Origin of the sequence: Geobacillus sp. Manikaran-105 (genome assembly GCF_002809955.1) — a bacterium.
Classification (GTDB): Bacteria; Bacillota; Bacilli; order Bacillales; family Anoxybacillaceae; genus Geobacillus; species Geobacillus thermophilus.
On the sequence record NZ_PIJG01000091.1, the window covers coordinates 1 to 4442 of the forward strand.

At 37.3% G+C, this 4442-nt stretch carries 3 protein-coding genes, 4 tRNA genes, 1 rRNA gene and 1 pseudogene; 8 read left to right on the forward strand and 1 reads right to left on the reverse strand.

What is annotated here, in order from left to right:
• The 5 genes from CV945_RS16280 to CV945_RS16300 form a co-directional block, all read left to right on the forward strand.
• Nucleotides 1–82: ribosomal RNA gene (locus tag CV945_RS16280) — 23S ribosomal RNA — on the forward strand; the annotation flags it as partial.
• 82 nt (nt 83–164) lie between these two features.
• A tRNA-Gly gene (locus CV945_RS16285) sits at nt 165–236 on the forward strand.
• 9 nt (nt 237–245) lie between these two features.
• Nucleotides 246–319, forward strand: a tRNA-Arg gene (locus CV945_RS16290).
• A gap of 96 nt (nt 320–415) precedes the next feature.
• A tRNA-Gly gene (locus tag CV945_RS16295) sits at nt 416–486 on the forward strand.
• 187 nt (nt 487–673) lie between these two features.
• Nucleotides 674–750: transfer RNA gene (locus tag CV945_RS16300), tRNA-Arg, on the forward strand.
• 132 nt (nt 751–882) lie between these two features.
• Here CV945_RS16300 and CV945_RS16305 read toward each other — a convergent pair.
• Nucleotides 883–1461, reverse strand: a pseudogene (locus CV945_RS16305) (site-specific integrase); the annotation flags it as partial.
• 696 nt (nt 1462–2157) lie between these two features.
• Here CV945_RS16305 and CV945_RS17145 point away from each other — a divergent pair.
• The 3 genes from CV945_RS17145 (at nt 2158) to CV945_RS16315 (ending at nt 4374) form a co-directional block, all read left to right on the forward strand.
• Nucleotides 2158–2565: a hypothetical protein gene (locus CV945_RS17145; protein WP_157807562.1), complete on the forward strand. Its 408-nt coding sequence runs from the start codon at nt 2158–2160 to the stop codon at nt 2563–2565.
• A gap of 63 nt (nt 2566–2628) precedes the next feature.
• Nucleotides 2629–3690 (forward strand): hypothetical protein, encoded by a 1062-nt coding sequence (locus CV945_RS16310; protein WP_232722287.1) that lies wholly within the window; start codon nt 2629–2631, stop codon nt 3688–3690.
• A gap of 225 nt (nt 3691–3915) precedes the next feature.
• Entirely contained in the window at nt 3916–4374 is a 459-nt protein-coding gene (locus CV945_RS16315; RefSeq protein ID WP_100660166.1) for a hypothetical protein, read from the forward strand.
• The last annotated feature ends 68 nt before the right edge of the window (nt 4375–4442 follow it).

Below are 4442 nucleotides of genomic sequence, written 5' to 3' on the forward strand. Positions count from 1 at the left end.
GATGACGAGGTCGATAGGTCCGAGGTGGAAGCGTGGCGACACGTGGAGCTGACGGATACTAATCGATCGAGGGCTTAACCTAACAAGAAAAGTGGAGGCGCCGCGGCTTCTTCTCCAAACGGTTATCTAGTTTTGAAGGAATGAACTTCCTTCACCATTACAACGCGGAAGTAGTTCAGTGGTAGAACACCACCTTGCCAAGGTGGGGGTCGCGGGTTCGAGTCCCGTCTTCCGCTTCCCAATATGCGCTCGTAGCTCAATTGGATAGAGCATCTGACTACGGATCAGAAGGTTAGGGGTTCGAATCCTCTCGAGCGCGTTCCATTATCTTTAAAAAAGATATTGACAAAAAAACGATTTGCCATTATATTTTTATTGCAATCGTTTTTACGACAAGTTCACTGATATGGATTATGCGGGTGTAGTTTAATGGTAAAACCTCAGCTTCCCAAGCTGAAGTCGTGGGTTCGATTCCCATCACCCGCTTTCCTTTATTTTATCGTGAATATTGTGGAGTATGCTCTGTTGATGATGCTCCAGCAACTTGGCAGGATCGAGCAACGAGCAAAGGCTTCTATGAAACAGCTGCGAGTTGTCCCGACGCATCAAGCTTCCTTGAGTAGGCTTGTAGAGGAAGGGACAGCGAGGATATTGGAGTTTCCTAATGGATTGTGTCCCAGTAGCTCAGTAGGATAGAGCAGCGGCCTTCTAAGCCGTCGGTCGGGAGTTCGAGTCTCTCCTGGGACGCCACTTACATACGATCGGTTCGGGTTAACAGTGCTGAAACCCTTGATATGACCGCGTTTGCGGTCATTTTTCATTTTTTGGGAATCCCGAAAAAAACGATAGAATCCGAAAAAATTTTGCACGAATTTTGCACGGCTATTTAGCATGGTACAGCTCCTCCATTGCAAGGTCAACTTGCCGAGACTCTTTTTGCTCCATCTCATCTAAAATATGAGAGTACGTTTGCAGCGTGGTTACAATATCTTTATGTCCAAGACGCCGAGAAACGTATTTGATATTCACTCCTTTATACAAGAGCATGGATGCGTGAGTATGACGGAGCCCGTGGTAAGTGATCGTTTTAATCCCGATTTTTTTGCATAATGATCGCAACGTTTTATTGACGGCGTTATTTGTCACAATTTCCATTTTTGAGTTGATAAACACTAAATTTTTCGTGTTTCGTAATCCTGCTTTCATAGCTAATTCATTTTGATATTTTCGCAGTTCTTTGAGCATATTTAACGTCTCGTTATCGACCGTAATGGTTCGTTTTGAATCGAACGTCTTTGTATCGCTAAAGTCATTTGCCCCTTTAAAGTCCCAAGTCTTATTAATCGTGATTGTTTTGTTTTTGAAATCAACGCAATCCCATGTCAGGCCCATGATTTCCGAGAAACGAGCACCAGTGGCGATTGCGAATAAAATGATGTATCGAGAGATATATTTAACCCGTGGTGCTAGTTGAGCGCTAGCGCTCAACTAGCACCACGGGTTTATGGTGATTGTTGTTGTACGCGAAGTACATTCATAGAGAAAATAGAAGAAAGGAAGAGGGGAAAAAGAGACGCTACAATAAAACTAATTAACATTTAGGGAGTGTCTAATGTGGGAAAAAGTTTTGATAAATAATTTAAACTTTATACTGTCAAACTAGTGAAATACCATCTCCGAAACAACTCAGCAACTAGATGATTTCGATATTTAAAAACGGCTATGTCCAATTAGTAGTCAATGAGATTGAGAACTAGTTAAATGGTATCGAATGATTGGAACTTATAACGAGGTAGAAAAGAAAGAAATCGAAAGGTTTCTTCCTTTTTTAGAAACCAATTATTTTTGATAGAAGTCGTAAGAAATTCTTGGGTCTGAGTATAACTAAGGCAGTTAATTAAAAGAATGTAATATAAAATATATTTTTCGAAAATTTACTATTGAAAGTTTATTTTTAATAATTTATAATGAAATTGTAAAAAAATAAGAAATGGAGGATAGGAAATGAAGAAAATGAAGTTTTTGAAATTCGGACTTGCCACAGCCTTGTCCGCTTCTTTGATTTCTTTTTCTTCAGGAGGAGTTTTTGCAGAAGAGAATAAAGACAGTGTTTCAAAATTATGAGAAAATGCCATCCATTATAGCAATGAAGCAAACTTGAGAGCAGTAGTAGAAAACGGAAAAGTGACGGCTCAAGGATCAATTTCTATATCCACAGTAGGGACAGGCTCCACGTATATTTATGTTTCAGAATCTTCGGCATCTTCGTCGATAAAAGGAATTACTCCAAATGCGTATCCTGTTAGTGAAGTGAAGGCTGTTGGAAAAACGACGAGTAAAGTTACTCTTTCATCTCATGGAGTAACTACGACGTTAATGCTTAATGGAAACTCTCTAGGTACTAAGCAAGATACTGGGTTAGGAAAAACTACTGATACAGCAACAGTTTCTCATTATCCAGTAAGTGTTCCTTCTGGATGGGAATATCGAGCTACTTCTCATCACACATTATCAACTTCTACTAATACTTATATGGCTGATACAGGAGATAGTATAAGATTTTAATAAAAACTAAAAGCTCAAAATGCTGAGGCATTTTGAGCTTTTTGATCAAGGTGAAAACGGAAGGTGGAAAATGATAAAATGGGTCGAAAAAAAAGCTATTTGATTATAGCACTCATCATGCTTTCTGTATTGCTGTTTTCAGGATGCAATAATTTTTTAAAAAAAGAAAATGAAAAAGAAAATAGACAACCCTTACATACAAGTGATACTATCTCTTTCCATGAAAATGAACATTTTATTATACCAAATAATGCGCAGGAACAGCTTGGATTTATTCCTGATACCGCAACTTCATTTACAGTTGATTCGAAACTGAAAAAAAAGTGGATGATTGATAATGAATCGGTTGATATTGTTTCTTTAAAATCTGGAATGAAACAATTCACGTTCAACTTTATCATTGATAGTCTAAAAGATAGAGATCGTCACTTTCGTCTGTTTATTTTCCATAATCAAAAATTTATCAAATTTTCGATTAACAATAAAAAATATACGTATTATGATATTCACATGAAAGGAAACGGATCCTTAAAAATTCCGATTCGTGTCCAGGTATCAAATAATTATGATTTTAGTGAGTATTTGCCTATTTTAATTGATAAAGATCAAAAACATTTTTTTACGGAAAACATACCTGTAACGAAGGTATTAGTAAGTAAAAGAAATAAAAATGATTTCTCTGAAATATCATCACATATAAAATTGGATAATGTTCAAAAGATATTTAAGAAGGAAAACAGTAAAAGCAACGAGTTTGATCTGCCATCTGTTGTTTTGTTAAATGATCGTTTCACTCCTTTACAAGTAGAAGAGGTTAATAAAGCACGGTATGTTCGAATTGATCAAAGTCCGCACAAAATGGTGGAGGAGATCATGTTTTTTGATATGGAAGGAAATATATATGGAGTAAGAGGAAAACAACCTCGTTCTTATACGCTTGAACAACCAAAAGATCAGGATTTTATCATCCCTATTCCAAAAGAAATCACTTTATCTAGCAAAGAGCGGTTTTTCTTGTTAATTAACAACAATCCAAGAGAAGAAAGTTTTATTCATCTAAATGATATAAAAAAAGGAAAAAGCAATGTTTTTCTAAACTTTGCCAATCTGTATGAAATACGATAAGGTTTATGAAACAACTAGAAGAAAAGAGGACGATATAGAGTCCGTATGTACTATCAAGCCAGAGAAAATGAAGAATATACGGGAGTGGTAACAACATATTCTTTCATGGTGTATCGATGATTATTAAGGGGCAGGGGCGCCCGAATTGGCGCTCCTTCATTTGAAAGGAATTAAAAAATTGGTTAAAATGGTAACGACCAATAAGGCAAGGGGGGAGGATTCAAGTTGGGCAAATGGATTTTTGGATTATTAGTCGCTGTTGTGTTATTGGGTGGCGGTTTGTTTTTCGTAGTGAATGAAAAAGACGCCCAAACTAAACCTGTAAAGGCACAGCAACAACAATCAGAGCAGGAACAAAAAGAATGGCTGACTGTCGGAGCTGATCCGAACAATTACCCTGATTATAAATCAAACGATGAACTCTACTTCGCGCATCTTAATTCGGCCATTTTCGTGGACAAAGCAAACGTGAATAATGGGGGAACGAGTTTAACGAACGAAGATTATAGAGGAATTCTGAAAGAACTAAAGGGAAATTTAGACAGAATTAAATATAACGGAGAAGAGAAAAAGGATGAGCTAGAAAAAGCAAAGAAATTGGTGAATCAAGCGATTCAGAACGATGCTAAAAAAGGTGGTTCATCACCAAAAGTTGTACTTGCACCTGTCATGAAAGTATGTTAGCTGTTTCTAGCCGAACCCGCAATGCAAAACGCTGGATATTTCTGTATCCGTATCCCCGACGTTTCATC